The organism is Acinetobacter sp. YH12144, assembly GCF_013418345.1.
GTDB classification, from domain to species: domain Bacteria; phylum Pseudomonadota; class Gammaproteobacteria; order Pseudomonadales; family Moraxellaceae; genus Acinetobacter; species Acinetobacter amyesii.
This window is the reverse complement of record NZ_VPCD01000007.1, coordinates 103,996-120,070: the sequence shown is the minus strand read 5'-3', so window position 1 is coordinate 120,070 and position 16,075 is coordinate 103,996. Positions and strand designations below refer to the sequence as shown.

Sequence of the window (16,075 nt, the reverse complement as noted above, 5' to 3'; positions counted from 1 at the left end):
TTTTTTTTGTGCTCACATCCATTACGCTCCATTTTTATATTGAGCAATCAACACACTCAAGATGGATAGGCTCATAAGTTCGATGTTTAAAGTACAGGTATTCCGAGTTCCCTATTTTCTTTAAAATGCATCTATACTCAGTCTCATCCTAAAATAAAAATACACCGTTCAGGAGCACTCCATGCACGCTCACATCTCCGTTATTACACTGGCCGTGAAAGATTTATACGCTGCATTCGCGTTTTATCAGGAGGGTTTAGGTCTTAATAGCGCAGGGATTATTGGGACTGAATTTGAACATGGCGCTGTGGCATTTTTTGATTTACAACACGGTTTAAAGCTTGCACTCTGGCCGCAAGATAGCCTTAGTCATGACACCGGAATCAGTACATCAGCGTTTTGTCCAACTCAAATGTCTCTCGGACATAACGTTAACAGTCCCGCAGTCGTCGATCAAATCATGCAACAAGCCCAACGCGCAGGTGCAAAGACAATTAAGCCCGCACAGCCCACGTTTTACGGTGGTTATGCAGGCTATTTTCAAGACTTAGACGGGCATCTGTGGGAGATCGTCTACAACCCACATTTTAGCTCTTTATCTGCTTAATTCGACAACGCTGGTTCATCTACATCTCGCGTATGACGATCCACCACCACACTAATCATCATATCGCCCTGTACGTTCACCACAGTTCGCACCGTATCTAATAAGCGGTCAATCGGCAGCAATATCGCAATGGCTTCCGCAGGGAGCCCAACCGATTGTAAAACCATAATCATCGTTACCATTCCGGCACTTGGAATACCTGGCGCACCGAGTGAAGCAATCATGGCGGTTGCACAGACAATTAACTGCTGCCCCAAGGTTAAATCTAAGCCCATCAAGTTAGCAATAAATAACGCAGCAGCAGCTTCATACAACGCTGTACCATCCATATTCAACTGTGTGCCCAGTGGAATCACAAAACCTGCTGTTTGAGGACGTACACCTAAATTTTCCTGCGCACATTTCATCGACAGTAGCATCGTTGCTGAACTTGAACTGGTTGCAAAAGCAGTAATTAAGGCAGCTCGTGTTCCTCTAAAAAACGTCAGAGGACTCATTTTGCCAAAAACCCAAAGCAGCAGAGGTAACACCACTGCCCCATGGAAAATCGTCGTGCCCGTGACCACCGCAGCAAACTCCGCGAGGCGACTCAACACCGAAATATCTTCTGTAGCAATCAATTTAGCCAATAATGCAAAAATACCAATCGGTGCAAGCTTCATCACCCAGCCGATGATCATCATCATGATGTCAAAAAATTGCTGACTCAGCTTTCTCACGCTTCGGAACTTTTCACCGCCTTTGACCAAGGCCACACCTAGAAATAGTGAAAACACCACGACTGCGAGTACATTGCCATCACTAAAGGCTTTAAACGGATTGATCAGTGTATTTTGAATAAAATTGGTAAAGAATGAACCTGCTGTAAGGGTGTCAGGGCTCTGATGTTGTTGCATTGCATCTTGGAACATGACGATGTCCACGCCCTGCCCAACTTTAAAAATATGCGCACATGCTAGACCCAAGATCAGTGCCAAAGTTGTGGTGGTGACGCAGCACGCTAAGGTAATTTTCCACGTTCGACTCAGCTGACCACCCGCTTGTAAATTCGATACCCCCACCACAATCGAACTAAAGATCAGCGGAACCAAGATCATTTTCAGCAAGCCAATAAAAATACTACTGGCAATCCCCAAGCCATACAGGCTGGCGGATAAAAACTGCGTCTCTGGAAACTGAATTAATAAAAACCCAAATGCCACACCCAATATTGCGGCAATTAAAATCTGCGTATTTAAGCTCATTGTGCCTTGCATTAATCATCCTTTATTCAGGCACTATGCCATGCGACCCACCGGGAATCGAGGAATTTTTTGTCACATGTACTGCTACAATTCTGCAAAGCATGAATTCAGCTCCATTCAACTTGTACAGTACCCCTAACTAGATAACTCCATTCCGCAAGTAGCTTCATATCAAAAATTGACGGATATAAAAAACCGAATCAGAAGATTCGGTTTTTTCAGTATTTCAACATGCACGACTTAACACATAGTGCTCAAAGCTTATTGGGTTTCAATTTCACGTAAACGAATCAAGCCTTCTTGTGTCGTACTACAGACCAACTCACCGTTTTGCCACATGCGACCGAAATTTAGACCACGTGAACTGGCACTGACCGTGGCATCCATGTCATAAAGCATCCACTCATCCACACGGAATGGCTTATGGAAATACATGGCATGATCAATACTCGCACACTGCAAACTAGGTGATAAATAACTTAAACCATGTGGACGTAGTGCAGTCGTCATCAGCGTAAAGTCTGAATAGAATGCCGCAATAGCCTGATGTAAAGAGATGTCATCAACATCGGCAGCAATCGTGTCATGGGTACGAATATAGTGTGCATACGATGGCGCAGCAGGCTGCGGTTGGTACGGGTTTTGTGGATCAATCGGGCGAATTTCTACATGGCGGTCGCGCATAAAAGATGCACGGACGTTTTCAGGAACAAACTCCACCATCATTCGTTTTAGCTCAGCTTCAGATTTTAAATCCTCAACGGCTGGATATTCTGGCTCTGCAACTTGGTAGTTCAACCCTTCTTCTTGCTCTGCAAATGACACCATACACATGAAAATGGTTTTACCATGTTGAATCGCACGGACCTGACGACTCACAAAACTGCGTCCATCGCGAATACGATCCACTTCATAAATGATCGGTGCATTGATATCACCACCGAATAAGAAATAGGCATGCAAGGAATGAGCAGGTCGATCTGTGGTATAAGATGCCGCACGTAGCGCCTGACCTAAAACCTGTCCACCAAAGACACGTTTCCCGACCAAATTTCGGCTTTGCCCACGAAAAATATTTTCTTCTAATTTTTCAAGACTGAGTAAATCAACCAACTCTTGTGTTAAGGCATTCATAACAAACCTATCTATCATTCGGGATTAAGCTAACGCAGGCAACATCAACAGATGTTTAAATATATTTTCCATTTTGCCATAAATCCAGACTAAAACCCTAAAGATTCGCTGACTGATCTGTCACCTTACTGATGCAATATAACTGCTAAAAATACGTTTTTTAACGATAAAATCTTACAATATCTATGCAATTTGTCAGAAAATGACATACAGTTTTTAAGTACAATTACGCAGAATAGATTCCCCTCAGAATCTCTGTGGTTTGGTCATGAAAAGTAGGAGTTTGTATGTCCAAGAGCGGCTTTGGTCAGATGTATCGAAAGCTTTCGAGTAAACTGCTTGACCTTGTGGTAACACCGCATGTTTTAGGTGAAGTCCCTGTAGAACCTGTAGTGACTGAAACCGATACAGATACCGGCGTACAGACAACGAAAATTACCTGCTACGTTCTGCAAAATCATTCACGGAGTAATGCTTTAATTGTCGATGGTGAAACCCGTCGTTTAAAGCTACACCCTGCACTCGACCCAATGACAGTGGGTACGCAAACAGAAAAAGCCTCTGTGGTGTTTTTACAACATCATGATGAAGACAATTTACTCAATCCACCGCCACATGCCTTTCCACCTCGTTTATTACGTTTAATTGAGGTTTTGGAAAAAAATCCTGATGCGGATGTTGAGCTCGTTCCTGTAACCGTGCTGTGGGGCCGTGAACCCGATAAAGAAGATTCTTGGTTTAAATTATTATTTACCGATACATGGTCTACACCAAGCAAAGTGAAGCAGCTGGTCAATATTGGTTTGCACGGTCGTCAATCCTACCTTGAATTCCATGAGCCACAGTCTTTGCGTCGTTTGGTTGAATATGCCAAAACTACACATCCAAACTTGTCACCTGCGACTTATATTGTCAGCACACTGAATGATTATTTAGATGCACAGCGTGAAGTAGTTTTGGGGCCGGATTTATCTGACCGTCGTAATGTGATGCACGGCCTGATCAAATCTACGGATGTGCAAGATGCGATTCGTCGTGAAAGCATTCGCAGTAAAATCAGCATGGTTGAAGCTGAACGTCGTGCGATTGGTTATTTAAATGAAATCGTTTCTGACTATTCTGCATCAACAGTACGTTTTGCTGACTTAGCCCTGACTCGCCTATGGACACAGCTTTATGATGGCGTCGAAGTACATAACTTCAGTACCGTTCGTGAACTAGCCAAAGACTACGAGATCATTTACACCCCATGTCATCGTAGCCATATCGACTATTTATTATTGTCTTATGTGATCTATAAACGTGGCTTGATGGTGCCGTACATTGCTGCGGGCGATAACTTAAACATGCCATTTGTCGGGCAAATTTTACGTGGCGGCGGCGCGTTCTTTATTCGTCGTTCATTCCGTGGCAATGGTCTCTACACCACCGTATTTAAAGAATACCTCTACAGTATTTTGGCGCGTAATACGCCGCTTGAATACTTCATCGAAGGGGGTCGTTCACGTACTGGTCGTTTATTACCACCGAAGACCGGCATGCTCGCCATGACTGTCCATGGTCATTTACGTAATCCAGCCAAACCGATCGTGTTCTTACCGACCTATATTGGTTATGAGCGTTTAATGGAAGGTGCGACCTACGTTGGCGAAATGAATGGTAAGCCGAAAGAGGGCGAATCGATCATCGGGATTATGAAAACTCTGCGTAAGATCGAACGTATTTTCGGTAAAGTGCATTTGAACTTTGGTGAGCCGGTTTTCCTTGATGATATGTTGAAACAGCATAATGCAAGCAACATCAAAATCGAGAAAAATGACGACCCAATTCCGCCAGAAGTTTCGGATGCCATTAACAGTTCTGCACACGTGATTTTAGAAAATATTAACCGTGCAGCAGTGGTGAACCCAGTTTCATTGCTTTCACTGATTTTATTGGCAACATCTAAACATACTTTAGATGAAGAGATTTGCATTAAGCAGTTAGATACCTATCGTGATCTTTTAACTGCCTTACCTTACGATGAGCGCATGCAAGTAACACCGCTGTCAGGTAAAGAAATCATTGCTTATGGTTTAAAACTCAAGCTGATTAAACGTGTTCATCATGTCCTTGGCGATATTATTGCCATTGCTGATAATCAAGCGGTGCTGTTAACCTACTTCCGCAACAACATCCTGCACGCATTTATTTTGCCATCACTCATTGCCGCTTTGGTTGAACATAATGGTTCTATTCGCCGTGGTGATTTAATTAATGTCATTCGTACACTGTATCCGTTCTTAAAAGCTGAGTTGTTCCTTAAATGGAATGATGAAGAACTTAAAGATCAGATCTGTGCGTATGCAGAAGTACTGATCAAAGCCAAGCTAATTTCTGAAGATGCAGAAGGCAACCTGATCTCCCCTGCGCCTAACTCAGAGCAGCACAATCAGTTAGTGGTCTTAGCTGCACCCGTGATGCAAAGTCTTGAGCGTTACTACATGACTTTGGCCTTAATCACACAACGTGGTTCGGGCAATATCTCTACGCGTCAGGTTGAAGAACTCAGTCACTTGGTTGGTCAACGTCTATCTGTGTTGTATGAATTTAACTCGCCTGAGTTCTTTGATAAGGCCTTATTCCAAAGCTTTATTAAAGTCTTAACCCAACAAGGTTATATCAGCACCAATGAAAACAACGCCATTGTGTTTGATGAAAATTTCCAAAATGTTGCGCAGTATGCCAACCTCGTTTTGGATGATGTGACCCTGCAAATGTTGCAGCACATTACAACCTTTAGTGATGAAGAGTTAAAAGAAGCACTAGATAAAGTTGCTGCGGAACAAGCTAAAAAGCGCTTGAAACGTAAGAAAAAATAAACAGTTCTGATTTTTTTCACTATAAAAGCAAAAGAATTTGAGCAAAATTAGGGACAAGTTGTAAAAAGCTTGTCTCTATTTTTTGGACTATACAAAAGTATTTAATATTTTCTTTTTTAAAATTAAGGTATGTACATGCCAAAATTTTGGATTTCCATTGGCTAGCGGTTTATTGCCTTTAAATTCATCGATATAAATAATATCAAAGTCCGCATCAAACAATTGTTTAAGCTCTTCCTGTTCAAAACCTATAAATTTTTCAGAAAAATTATTTACCCAATCATCATCTTTCCCTAATAGTTGTATGAGTAAAATGCCTTGCTCACTTAAGGATTCCTGCATTTTCTTTAAAACACTTTCAAGCGAATCCGTAGAACAAAAAAATAAACTGAATAAAGCAATAATTAAACTAGCTTTAGGAAAGCTATAGTCTTCAAAGGCCTGATTAGAAAATAAAAAATTCTTATTGTCTTTAAATTTACTTAGACAGATATTTTTAGCTTCAACAGTTGGATCAAATGCATATACTTTAAAATTATGACGGAGTAGAAATGATGATTCATTTCCTGCACCACAACCACAATCAATCGAGATCTTTGGTAAATTTTCAAAATAACTCAAAGCTTTTTCCAGAATCGGTCTATGGGGTAGATTCTAAGTAAGTTCAGCAAATGATTTTGTCATTATTTAATTTTTATCCTTTGAGATCCATCCGAAAATTTGAACAATACATGTTGTAAAAGACCTATCTTATTCATTTATAGAATTTCTTTTAATACTCACAAAGCTGCTCTGAATTTTATACGTCACGCCAATTTTACATACACATCACAATCAATCGTGCGCTAACTTAAAACCACTCTCCATCATCCGCGTTGCATAAATCTTTTTACCTGTTTCTACTTCACTCTCTAAAACCAATTCGGGTAAATGCATAGCTCTTTGCAATTCCAAGATTCGCTCATGCAAAGGTTGAGGTTGGTTATTAGTACAAATATATGATTTTTCAGGATGTTCCACGTGAAGTAGATGACACAGAAATTTTGCCAAATCATCGATATGTATTCGATTTGACCAATGAATATTGGGATAGCGATGAGTCGTTTCTGCCAGTTTCTGCATTCGTGTTGTCGATGTGCCATAAATCCCAGAGGGACGTACGATCACGCATTCGTTAGGAAATGCTTGTGTGTAGCGATGCTCCATTTCCAGTAACAACATGCCCTGCTCATCGATCGGATGTGGCACAGTGTCATCATCAATCCGCTCCCCCGCATGTTCACCATAGACACGAGTGGAAGACACCACGATTAAACGTTGTATTGGATGATGTGCTAATGCTTGAACAATCGGCTGTACAGAATCGACATAAGTGTGTCGGTAAGCATCCACAGCATTGAGTTGAGCATGACGTGCAGGAGCCAAAAGAACATAGACTACATCAATCGGTTGAACCTGCGACAAATCCAGTTGGTGAACATCTTGGATTAAATGTTCTGCAAAATCATCCTCTTTCGCACTACGACTCACTGTGGTAATTTGGTGACCTTGCTGAAATAATTGTTTAGCAACACGTTGCGATGTTTTACCATAACCGATAAATAGAATATGCATCAAACGACCTATTCTCAGAACTGATCCATTTAGATCATATAAACCGAAGTTGAGGGGACATGGCTGCCGTCCATCAATTGCAAGGGGTTGGCAATGCCGCCGCTGCTTTACTTGAAAAACTAAATATTTTCACGACAGATGATCTTTTGTTTCATCTGCCACGCGACTATGAAGATCGTAGCACGATCATCCCCATGAACCAATTAACCGTGGGCCGCAGTTATTTACTAGAAGGCACGGTCAAAAATATCGACTTCCCACCCGGTAAGCGTAAATCGATGGCCGCCCTTTTGGATGACGATTGTGGCAAAGTCACTTTACGTTTTTACCATATCTACAAAGGCATTACTGATCGGGTAAAACCGGGAAATCGTTTACGGATTTTTGGTGAAGTCCGTGTTGGTGCTCGTGGCTTAGAAATGTATCATCCTGAACTACAGGTGATTACTGAACACACGCCTTTACCTCAAACCCAACTCACTGCGATTTACCCTGCAACTGAAGGCTTAACACAGCCCAAACTGCGTGAATACGTCAAACAAGCACTACAGTTATATAGTGATGACTTACCTGAATTATTGCCAGAAAAATTCACCAATGGCTATGCCCTAAAACAAGCACTGGACTATATTCATCACCCCCCTGTCGATGCCAATATGTTGCAACTCAGCCAAGGTTCTCATCCTGCACAGCAACGTTTAATTTTCGAAGAATTGGTTGCCCATCAGGTCAGTTTGCTCAGCCGCCGTGCTTATATTCAACAAATCGAAGCACCGTCATTCTCTGCAAGTAAGAACTTCACCAAACAGCTTTTAAGTACACTACCGTTTGAAATGACCGGCGCACAAAAACGCGTGTCCAAAGAAATTGCGGTCGATCTGAAAAAGAACAAACCTATGCTGCGACTCGTACAAGGCGATGTAGGTGCAGGTAAAACCTTGGTTGCAGGCGTTGCAGCCTGTCATGCGCTTGAGGAAGGTTGGCAAGTGGCCATGATGGCGCCAACAGAAATTTTGGCCGAACAACATTATCTAAATTTCAAAAAATGGTTTGAGCCTATGGGACTGACCGTGTCCTGGCTTTCAGGCAAGCAAAAAGGTAAAGCTCGAGCTGCAGCAGAACAAAGTATTCAAGATGGTTCTGCTAATTTAGTGGTCGGCACACATGCTTTATTTCAAGACAATGTTCAATTTGCCAAATTGGGTTTAGTGATTATTGATGAGCAACACCGTTTTGGTGTCGATCAGCGTTTGGCACTTCGGAACAAAGGTCTCAATGGCATGACACCACATCAACTGGTGATGACAGCAACCCCTATTCCTCGTACCTTGGCGATGTCGGCTTATGGCGACTTAGACACCTCTGTCATTGATGAACTACCACCCGGTCGTACACCGATTCAAACGGTCACCATTCCACTGGATCGTCGTGAAGAAGTGCTACAGCGGATTGCCAGCAATTGTGCTGAAGGCAAACAAGCCTATTGGGTCTGTACCCTAGTGGAACAATCCGAAACCTTAGATGCTCAAGCCGCTGAAGCAACTTTTAATGAAATTAAAGAACGCTTCCCAGACCTCAATATTGGTCTGGTTCACGGCAAAATGAAGGCCGATGAAAAGCAAGCAGTGATGCAGCAATTTAAAAATAATGAATTGCAATTACTAATTGCAACCACCGTCATTGAAGTCGGTGTTGACGTCCCGAACGCCTCAATCATGGTGATTGAAAATGCAGAACGCCTAGGGCTTTCACAACTACATCAGCTACGTGGTCGTGTAGGGCGTGGTGCCAAAGCCAGTTTCTGTGCCTTGCTGTATAAAAATCCCTTGTCGCAAAATGGGCAAGAGCGTTTACGCATTATGCGCGAGACCAATGACGGCTTTATTATTGCTGAAAAAGATTTGGAAATTCGCGGCCCCGGTGAGCTCCTCGGCACTAAACAAACGGGCGATATGGGCTTTCGTGTAGCAAAATTAGAGCGAGATGACCATTTACTCAATCAGGCTCACTATGTGGCTCAACAAGTCCTGAATGACTATCCTGCACAGGCTCAAGCGCTTTTAAAACGATGGCTGCCGGAAGCTCCTCGATACGCCTATGTATAATAATTATTAGGATGACAGATCGATCATCCTAATTATACAGATTGGCTTGAACCAATAAGCTTGTCGAACAGGTTGCTGTGGTGTTGTGATTGCACTTCACCACGAACTGTGCAAAATACTCAAAAAAGAATGATTAGAATAAAAACATGCTCCAATCTATCCAACACTTCATCCAAAAAGGAATACAGAGCGTTTCCCCTTGCCTGCTCTGCGGTATCGATCGACAACAACATCATTCGCTTTGTACCGACTGCTGGGCACAACTGCCTTGGTTTAAACAAGCGGTTGATCGCCATGAACACAGCATCTCTTGTGCCTTTTACTATGATTTCCCTATAGATCGCATCATTCAAAGCTATAAGTATGAGCAACAATTGCACTATCAAAATTTACTGGCACAGAGCCTTTTAAGCTTGCGCTTAGCTAGGGTTCAAGCCATCGTCCCCATGCCTATTTCAGTAGAACGCCTTAAAGACCGTGGGTATAACCAAATGCTGCTCGTTGCACAGATGATGGCAAAGCAATTGCGCATCCCTGTTTGGCAACCGGTGATTCGTCAAGCACAGCACGCTCAAAAAGGTTTAAGTCGGCTAGAACGCCTAGAAAATATCGAACAGCAATTTATTATCGACCCAACTGAAAAACACCGTTTCCGTAAAGTCCTCATTATCGATGATGTGGTGACCACGGGGAGTTCAATCCATGCATTAAGTACGCTGTTACATCAGCTACATTGCACGCAGGTATATGCCGCATGCATTGCTGCGGCACAGCCTTAGTTTCAAACATCAACCTCTAAAGAAAATGAACAAGCGAAGCAGTTTAGCTTTCAGCAAGAGATCGCGCCTGCTGCTTCACCCAAGGAATCACCACCTCACGTGTTAAAGGTGCGAGTTTTGTTTGTGTATCATCTAAGCTGACCCATTGCATCGCTGCAATTTCTGCATCAATTTTCGGTTCACCTTGCAACTGGACCAGATAGACATAACTCACCAGTAGATGATCGGCTTCGTTCGCAGCGGCCGTTTCAAAACGACCAATGAATTGTTCAATCTGCGCAGCGCAGCCAATTTCTTCCTGAATTTCACGTAGCATGGTGATTTCAGGGGCTTCATTGGGTTCTAACTTGCCACCCACTTGCATAAAGAATGCCGTGTGTTTTTTACGAACCACTAAAAGTTCATGCTGTTCATTTAGAATAATGGCTGCGGCAACAGTGATAGTTTTCATCAATCTTGTTCCAAATCGGTGATAAAGACTGTACGTTCAACCATGCCCCATTTCGGCTCTGGCGCAGTGAAATGTTGAAACTTTTCAACAATCGTTTCAATATTATCTTCTGCAATTAAGCCTTCGATAAAACGCGGATGGGTAAAGCCTTTTTCTGCAGTTGTTTTTAGAAAATTCAATAAATCGTCATAAAAACCATCTACATTGAGAAAGGCACATGGCTTTAAATGAATGCCCAATTGAGCCCACGTCCACTGCTCAAAAATTTCCTCTAAAGTCCCTGCTCCACCTGGAATCGCCACAAAACCATCCGAGAGTTCAGACATTTTGGTTTTCCGTTGTTGCATATTTTCTACCACATGCAATTCGGTTAAATCTGGATGTGCCAATTCTTTATCGACCAAGACTTTTGGAATCACCCCAATGACTTGCCCACCTGCACGCAAAGCACTATCTGCCACAACACCCATCAAACCTGAACGACCACCACCATAGACCAGTGTGATGCCTCGTGCCGCTAAATGACGACCGACTTTTTCAGCCACCTGTAAATAGGCAGGATTGTTACCAAGGGCGGAACCACAGAAAATTGCGATAGATTTCATTTATAATCACCATCAGATCAGGAACGCTATGCTGGAAAAATCAACTTTAAACAGATTTTTTCATAAAATAAGCATTAGAACAGTGTTTTTCAGCAAATCCTTGTCTAAAATACACCCATTCATTTTTAACTTACTGCGCAAGGGGAAAAGACAACATGCTTGAAGCCTTTTACGCCACAGAGCGCGGTAGCCTGGAAGATGTCACCATCAATGGTGACTTCGATTTACATCAGGATTTAGTCTGGCTCGATCTCATTGCCCCGTCTCAGGAAGAGCAGCAATGGATTATGGATGCCTATGATCAAAATTTACCTACATTAAAATCATTAGAAGATATTTCGTCGAGTGCACGATTCTACCGTGATGACGACGGTATTTTGCACATCAGCACCTATTTTTTAACGAAAAATAAAAATTTTCAGGTCGATGGCGAACCCGAAGAAAATGCCAGCACCTTAGCTACCGTGCAGACAGTTGCCTTTATTTTGCATAAAGAGCGCTTATTCACTTTACGGGGTGAAAAGCTGGTGGCTTTCCGTGCCTTTCGTGCCCGTGCGCGTCGTAATGACTATGAAATTGACTATAAAGATCCAACTTGGATTTTATTGGGTCTTTTAGAAGCCAAACTCGATGAGCTTGCGGATATCTTGGAAGATATCCACAAGGACTTAGAAAAGTATTCCACAGAAGTGCTGAATAACCGTCATCGTGAGATGATTTTAGACTTAGATGACATGATTACCCGACTTGCGCATTTAGAAGATATGCTCGGGAAAGCTCAGCTGTGTCTGATCGACTTACGTCGTGTTCTCACCTTCCTGTCACGTCCTCGCGCCTTGGGCAGTCATATTTATGATGCCGACATCCGAGAACTCAGTGAAGACGTGCGCTCTCTTGTTGAGCATGATGCTTTCTTGTTCCAAAAGGTTCGATTCTTACTGGATACCACCTCTGGGTTCATTAACACCGAACAGAATGATACGATTCGTCGATTCTCGATTTTACCAAGTATGCTTGCGCCACCGATGTTAGTGGCCAGTGTCTATGGGATGAACACCGATGTACTGCCCTTCGCACATGGTACAACCAGTTTTATCGTGGTCAGCTTAATCATCGTAGCATTCTTTATTGGCCCATTGATGTACTTCCGCTGGAAGAAATGGATTTAGTGCTTTCCTATTGCGCGGACTTGCGAGAGTTTCTTGTCCCGCTAAAATAAAAAAAGCACCTTATGGTGCTTTTTTTATTTAGATCAATTGCAAGTCATGCTCAAGATGACAGGCTTGAATAATCTTCATCATTTTTTCAGGGACTGCTTTAAACTGCAAACCTTGCGCTTTTGGCGTTTGGCGTAACCAACGGACCAAAACAGCTAAAGCCAAAGTGCTGCCATGTTCAAGCTCAGCAAGATTGACCACTAAGGGAAAAGCTTGCTGTTGTTGAATCAATTTCAAGCCGTCTTGATAATACAATTCGGCATTGTTGTAATCGATTTTGCCTGAAACTATCAATTCTTGTTGATGAAGTTTAATCACACATCACCTATCTTATTTTTTCTTGTCTAATGCTGCATCAGCATCAGGTTTGAAGTTCGCAATTGCTTTATCAATGTTACCGCCATTACGTTTTACAGTTGCCGCAAACTGATTACGGAATTGTAAGCCTAGGTCGATACCCGAAACGTTGATATTACGGATTTTCCATTGTGAACCTTTATCTGCCAACTGGAAAGAGACTGGAATTTTTTCACCGTTGTTATGGAAATCAATCGTTACAACAGGGTTCTTACTGTTCGACGCCTTATATGGACGCATGCTATACGTTTGGTTACTAAACTTGGCAAAAGCTGAACCATAGTTTTCGATCAGTGTTGCACGGAAGTTACGTTCAAACTGTGCACGTTGAGCCGCTGAGCTGTATTGATTCGTTGCATACGTACCCATCACGATACGTGTGAACGCTTGTGAATCGATGTACGGGTCTAAGTTTTGACGAACAATCGCTTTCACAGCCGCAGGGTTATTTTGTAGTTTTGCGTGGTCTGCTTTTAAACGTGTAATGAGGCCATCAGCCACTTTTTTTACAAATGCAGGTGGTGCTTCGCTTGGAGCAGCAAAAGCTGTACCTGCCATCATAGTTGATAAGATACTTGCTGTAAGCGTATGTTTTAACAATGTGTTCACTTAATTTCTCCTAAAAATTATTCAACAAATGCAGGTTCGTCTGCCGTTGTTGTGTCAGCAGCTTCTGTTTTTTGTTCAGTATCTGCTGTGCTGTCAGATTTGTTCCCTGCACCACCGGTCACAAATTTAGACACCAAATCTTCGATTTCCATCGTACCTTGGGTATTACCAATTTGGTCACCACGTTTTAAGAAGTTGACACCACCACCCGGTACAATTTTCAAATATTTCTCACCCAATAAACCATTGGTTGCCACCATAATGTAAGCATCTTCATCGATATTGGTGATGGATTTCATGTTAGCAATCAGTTGCTGTTCCATTTCTTTTTGTTTCGCAGGTGTTGCTGCTTCATAATCTGATGTGTAACGCAGTTCTTCGAGTGCATTCTTTTGCACTTCTTTTAATTGTTCTGCGTTATAAGAGGTTAATGAGCCATCCATAATCAGATGTGCTGTCACTAAGCGCGTCACAGGATCGAGTTTCAACGACTCCACTTGACCGACTTTGACACCGCTTAAGGTGACTTTGGCACGGGGTTTAATCCCGTTTACATTTTCAAATGTCGCGGTCAATTCATAACTGTCTTCGATGTTATTGCCGACCAAACCACTCACACGCATCGCCAAGAAGAAAATAGCGATAGCAAAAAGAATGACAAAAAAACCGACGGCCAGTTCACTCGTACGTGATTTCATTAAATACCTCCGAACATGACCGCAGTCAACACGAAATCTGATCCTAAAACACACAACGAAGAATACACGACAGTACGTGTGGTCGACGTTGCAATACCTTCTGAAGTTGGGACACAGGCATAGCCCTGATAGACCGCAATCCAAGTACAAATTAATGCAAAAACAAAACTTTTGATGATGGTGCCATTAAAGACGTCTTTAAAGAATTGCACACTGTTCTCAATGCCACTCCAATAAGAGCCTTCATCTGCACCTAGAAAATCAACACCCACCAATTTACCGCCCATGATGCCGACCGCAGCGAAAATCACCGACAACATTGGCAAGCTAAAAATACCGGCCCAAAGTCGTGGCGAGATCACACGTTTTAATGGATCGACCCCGATCATTTCCATACTCGACAACTGCTCAGTGGCTTTCATCAAACCAATTTCAGCCGTCAAAGCAGAACCTGCACGACCAGCAAAGAGTAAAGCCGCAACCACAGGTGCAAGTTCACGCAATAAAGTCAGCGCAACTGCGGTGCCGAGCATCGCTTCACTACCAAAGGTCGACAGAATGCTATACATCTGCAAACCCAGTACCGAGCCAATAAATAAGCCAGATACCACAATAATTAGTAATGAAAGCACACCAACACGGTACATCTGATAAATAAACAATTTCACGCCAAGTAAAGTCGGCATGGAAAAAAGAATCTGCAGCAACATAATGGTTGCTACGCCGATTCCTCGAACACGTTCAATGACGCGTCTACCTAATGCGGCAATAGCATTCATGAACGAACCTCATGATTTAAATAGGGCTGATGACTGAATTGATAATCGACCGGACCTTCTACCGAACCCGTCAAGAACTGCTTCACAAAAGGCGAAGCATGTGCTTTTAACTGCTCAGGTGTTCCCTCGCCCTGCACTTTCCCTTCAGCCACAACATAGATGTAATCTGCAATTGATAATGTTTCAGCCACATCATGCGAAACAATAATCGTGGTTAGATCTAAAGCTTCACGTAGCGAACGAATCAAGCGAGTTAAAACCCCCATCACAATCGGGTCTTGCCCTGCAAAGGGTTCGTCATACATGATCAGCTCAGGATCGAGTGCAATTGCACGGGCCAAAGCCACACGACGATTCATACCACCTGAAAGTTCAGAGGGCATCATTTTTTCTGCACCACGTAAACCAACAGACTCTAATTTCAACGCAACAATTTCAGCGATCAAATGCTTTGGCAACTTGGTATGCGCACGAATTGGAAAGGCTACGTTTTCATATACCGACATATCGGTAAATAATGCGCCGCTCTGAAACAGCATCCCCATACGCGCACGCGCAGCGAAGAGTTCCTGACGTGACATCTGTGCAATGTCCTGCCCATCAAGCAACACTTCTCCATTATCGGGAGTCAATTGACCACCAATTAAACGGAGTAAAGTCGTTTTACCTGTACCAGATGGACCCATAATTGCAGTGATCTGACCACGACGAATTTTTAAACTGACATTGTCATAAATGACGCGCTCTCCTCGCTTAAAACTCAGGTTTTTCACTTCGATCAGTGCCTGAGTCTGAGAAGACGTTTGATTATTCATAGCTGAGGATTTTCCTGCATTTTTTTCAGCATGCATACTATAAAGGATTGAAGTTTAAAATGTTACCATTGCATGAGCGCATATCCCTGCATTCCATCAGGTAAATTGTTTTTTATTATTAATGCGATTTTATAGAGGCTGCTTTCAACCCAATAGAAGAATTTAGTTAAAATAATTGTATATATAGTAAACGATATTAC

16 protein-coding genes are annotated in these 16,075 nt (G+C 42.6%); 5 read left to right on the top strand and 11 right to left on the bottom strand.

Annotated features, from left to right (window positions below):
* The first annotated feature begins 181 nt into the window (after nt 1-181).
* A complete protein-coding gene (locus tag FTU79_RS06070) occupies nt 182-607 on the top strand; it encodes a VOC family protein (RefSeq protein WP_180049253.1) in 426 nt (141 codons plus the stop codon).
* Here FTU79_RS06070 and FTU79_RS06065 read toward each other — a convergent pair.
* Together FTU79_RS06065 and FTU79_RS06060 are read right to left on the bottom strand one after the other, a co-directional pair.
* Nucleotides 604-1,863, bottom strand: coding sequence for a dicarboxylate/amino acid:cation symporter (locus FTU79_RS06065; RefSeq protein ID WP_180049251.1), 1,260 nt, complete (start codon nt 1,861-1,863; stop codon nt 604-606). The genes FTU79_RS06070 and FTU79_RS06065 overlap by 4 nt on opposite strands.
* A 249-nt stretch (nt 1,864-2,112) precedes the next feature.
* Entirely contained in the window at nt 2,113-2,985 is an 873-nt protein-coding gene (locus FTU79_RS06060) for an acyl-CoA thioesterase II (protein ID WP_180026061.1), read from the bottom strand.
* A gap of 287 nt (nt 2,986-3,272) precedes the next feature.
* Here FTU79_RS06060 and plsB point away from each other — a divergent pair, with 287 nt between their 5' ends.
* On the top strand, nt 3,273-5,846 hold the full coding sequence (plsB, locus tag FTU79_RS06055) for a glycerol-3-phosphate 1-O-acyltransferase PlsB (protein WP_180010517.1): 2,574 nt from the start codon (nt 3,273-3,275) through the stop codon (nt 5,844-5,846).
* Nucleotides 5,847-5,933: 87 nt separating this feature from the next.
* On the opposite strand, the gene FTU79_RS06050 is transcribed toward plsB, so the two are convergent.
* Nucleotides 5,934-6,482 (bottom strand): methyltransferase domain-containing protein, encoded by a 549-nt coding sequence (locus FTU79_RS06050; RefSeq protein ID WP_373685651.1) that lies wholly within the window; start codon nt 6,480-6,482, stop codon nt 5,934-5,936.
* Nucleotides 6,483-6,680: 198 nt separating this feature from the next.
* The gene (locus tag FTU79_RS06045) at nt 6,681-7,460 is read right to left on the bottom strand and encodes an NAD-dependent epimerase/dehydratase family protein (protein WP_180021597.1); all 780 of its coding nucleotides are present in this window, start codon (nt 7,458-7,460) and stop codon (nt 6,681-6,683) included.
* Between the two features lie 59 nt (nt 7,461-7,519).
* On the opposite strand from FTU79_RS06045, the gene recG reads away from it, so the two are divergent.
* Nucleotides 7,520-9,565: an ATP-dependent DNA helicase RecG gene (gene recG / locus FTU79_RS06040; protein ID WP_180003443.1), complete on the top strand. Its 2,046-nt coding sequence runs from the start codon at nt 7,520-7,522 to the stop codon at nt 9,563-9,565.
* A 146-nt stretch (nt 9,566-9,711) separates the two neighbouring features.
* Nucleotides 9,712-10,344 (top strand): ComF family protein, encoded by a 633-nt coding sequence (locus FTU79_RS06035; protein ID WP_180049249.1) that lies wholly within the window; start codon nt 9,712-9,714, stop codon nt 10,342-10,344.
* Nucleotides 10,345-10,387: 43 nt separating this feature from the next.
* Here FTU79_RS06035 and FTU79_RS06030 read toward each other — a convergent pair whose 3' ends face one another.
* Complete coding sequence (locus FTU79_RS06030) at nt 10,388-10,795, bottom strand: NUDIX domain-containing protein (RefSeq protein ID WP_180021593.1); 408 nt, start codon at nt 10,793-10,795, stop codon at nt 10,388-10,390.
* On the bottom strand, nt 10,795-11,400 hold the full coding sequence (locus FTU79_RS06025) for a TIGR00730 family Rossman fold protein (RefSeq protein WP_180049247.1): 606 nt from the start codon (nt 11,398-11,400) through the stop codon (nt 10,795-10,797). Before FTU79_RS06025 ends, FTU79_RS06030 begins: the two co-directional genes overlap by 1 nt.
* Before the next feature lie 155 nt (nt 11,401-11,555).
* Between FTU79_RS06025 and FTU79_RS06020 the strand changes: the two genes are divergently transcribed.
* Nucleotides 11,556-12,569, top strand: coding sequence for a CorA family divalent cation transporter (locus FTU79_RS06020; RefSeq protein WP_078189297.1), 1,014 nt, complete (start codon nt 11,556-11,558; stop codon nt 12,567-12,569).
* A 78-nt stretch (nt 12,570-12,647) separates the two neighbouring features.
* On the opposite strand, the gene FTU79_RS06015 is transcribed toward FTU79_RS06020, so the two are convergent.
* The 5 genes from FTU79_RS06015 to FTU79_RS05995 are packed head-to-tail and all read right to left on the bottom strand — an operon-like array spanning nt 12,648 to nt 15,875.
* The gene (locus FTU79_RS06015; RefSeq protein ID WP_180003434.1) at nt 12,648-12,935 is read right to left on the bottom strand and encodes an STAS domain-containing protein; all 288 of its coding nucleotides are present in this window, start codon (nt 12,933-12,935) and stop codon (nt 12,648-12,650) included.
* 12 nt (nt 12,936-12,947) lie between these two features.
* Nucleotides 12,948-13,583: an ABC transporter substrate-binding protein gene (locus tag FTU79_RS06010; RefSeq protein ID WP_180003433.1), complete on the bottom strand. Its 636-nt coding sequence runs from the start codon at nt 13,581-13,583 to the stop codon at nt 12,948-12,950.
* Between the two features lie 17 nt (nt 13,584-13,600).
* Nucleotides 13,601-14,281 carry an outer membrane lipid asymmetry maintenance protein MlaD gene (locus FTU79_RS06005; protein ID WP_180003431.1) on the bottom strand — a complete coding sequence of 227 codons (681 nt, stop codon included), beginning with the start codon at nt 14,279-14,281 and terminating at the stop codon, nt 13,601-13,603.
* Nucleotides 14,281-15,060: a lipid asymmetry maintenance ABC transporter permease subunit MlaE gene (mlaE, locus tag FTU79_RS06000; RefSeq protein WP_078189301.1), complete on the bottom strand. Its 780-nt coding sequence runs from the start codon at nt 15,058-15,060 to the stop codon at nt 14,281-14,283. Before mlaE ends, FTU79_RS06005 begins: the two co-directional genes overlap by 1 nt.
* A complete protein-coding gene (locus tag FTU79_RS05995; protein ID WP_218945413.1) occupies nt 15,057-15,875 on the bottom strand; it encodes an ABC transporter ATP-binding protein in 819 nt (272 codons plus the stop codon). The genes mlaE and FTU79_RS05995 overlap by 4 nt, the downstream gene beginning before the upstream one ends.
* Nucleotides 15,876-16,075 lie beyond the last annotated feature (200 nt).

What these genes read in the sequence shown, in the direction of transcription:
- FTU79_RS06070 (WP_180049253.1), top strand. Translation starts at nt 182, where the DNA reads ATGCACGCTCACATCTCCGTTATTACACTGGCCGTGAAAGATTTATAC.
- FTU79_RS06065 (WP_180049251.1), bottom strand. Translation starts at nt 1,863, where the DNA reads ATGCAAGGCACAATGAGCTTAAATACGCAGATTTTAATTGCCGCAATA.
- FTU79_RS06060 (WP_180026061.1), bottom strand. Translation starts at nt 2,985, where the DNA reads ATGAATGCCTTAACACAAGAGTTGGTTGATTTACTCAGTCTTGAAAAA.
- plsB (WP_180010517.1), top strand. Translation starts at nt 3,273, where the DNA reads ATGTCCAAGAGCGGCTTTGGTCAGATGTATCGAAAGCTTTCGAGTAAA.
- FTU79_RS06045 (WP_180021597.1), bottom strand. Translation starts at nt 7,460, where the DNA reads ATGCATATTCTATTTATCGGTTATGGTAAAACATCGCAACGTGTTGCT.
- recG (WP_180003443.1), top strand. Translation starts at nt 7,520, where the DNA reads ATGGCTGCCGTCCATCAATTGCAAGGGGTTGGCAATGCCGCCGCTGCT.
- FTU79_RS06035 (WP_180049249.1), top strand. Translation starts at nt 9,712, where the DNA reads ATGCTCCAATCTATCCAACACTTCATCCAAAAAGGAATACAGAGCGTT.
- FTU79_RS06030 (WP_180021593.1), bottom strand. Translation starts at nt 10,795, where the DNA reads ATGAAAACTATCACTGTTGCCGCAGCCATTATTCTAAATGAACAGCAT.
- FTU79_RS06025 (WP_180049247.1), bottom strand. Translation starts at nt 11,400, where the DNA reads ATGAAATCTATCGCAATTTTCTGTGGTTCCGCCCTTGGTAACAATCCT.
- FTU79_RS06020 (WP_078189297.1), top strand. Translation starts at nt 11,556, where the DNA reads ATGCTTGAAGCCTTTTACGCCACAGAGCGCGGTAGCCTGGAAGATGTC.
- FTU79_RS06005 (WP_180003431.1), bottom strand. Translation starts at nt 14,281, where the DNA reads ATGAAATCACGTACGAGTGAACTGGCCGTCGGTTTTTTTGTCATTCTT.
- mlaE (WP_078189301.1), bottom strand. Translation starts at nt 15,060, where the DNA reads ATGAATGCTATTGCCGCATTAGGTAGACGCGTCATTGAACGTGTTCGA.
- FTU79_RS05995 (WP_218945413.1), bottom strand. Translation starts at nt 15,875, where the DNA reads ATGAATAATCAAACGTCTTCTCAGACTCAGGCACTGATCGAAGTGAAA.